This window comes from Achromobacter sp. GbtcB20, from assembly GCF_019091095.1.
In the GTDB taxonomy this organism is placed as follows: domain Bacteria; phylum Pseudomonadota; class Gammaproteobacteria; order Burkholderiales; family Burkholderiaceae_B; genus Achromobacter; species Achromobacter mucicolens.
On the sequence record NZ_JAGXJZ010000868.1, the window covers coordinates 1 to 238 of the forward strand.

At 56.7% G+C, this 238-nt stretch carries 1 protein-coding gene; it reads right to left on the minus strand.

Annotated elements, in window-relative coordinates:
* A partial coding sequence (locus tag KVT32_RS31455; protein WP_305864373.1) for an undecaprenyl-diphosphate phosphatase occupies positions 1 to 102 on the minus strand: 102 nt, incomplete at its 3' end.
* Positions 103 to 238 lie beyond the last annotated feature (136 nt).

Genomic DNA, 238 nt, shown 5'->3' on the forward strand with positions numbered 1-238 from the left:
GCCTGCGAGAACCAGGTGACCGGTGGAGGAGATCGGCAGGAATTCGGTGAAGCCCTCGACCAGGCCCATGATGATCGCCTTGACGGCGAGAAGGATATCCATGAACTTTGCTATCTATTAAGGAATACGGCGCGGAAGGACAGCGCGGGCATGCCGTAGGGGCCGAAGCTTACCACGTGCACGGCGAATGCCGTTGAGTCGGTCTCAATGGCGAACTAATTTTATGCGCGGCATATTG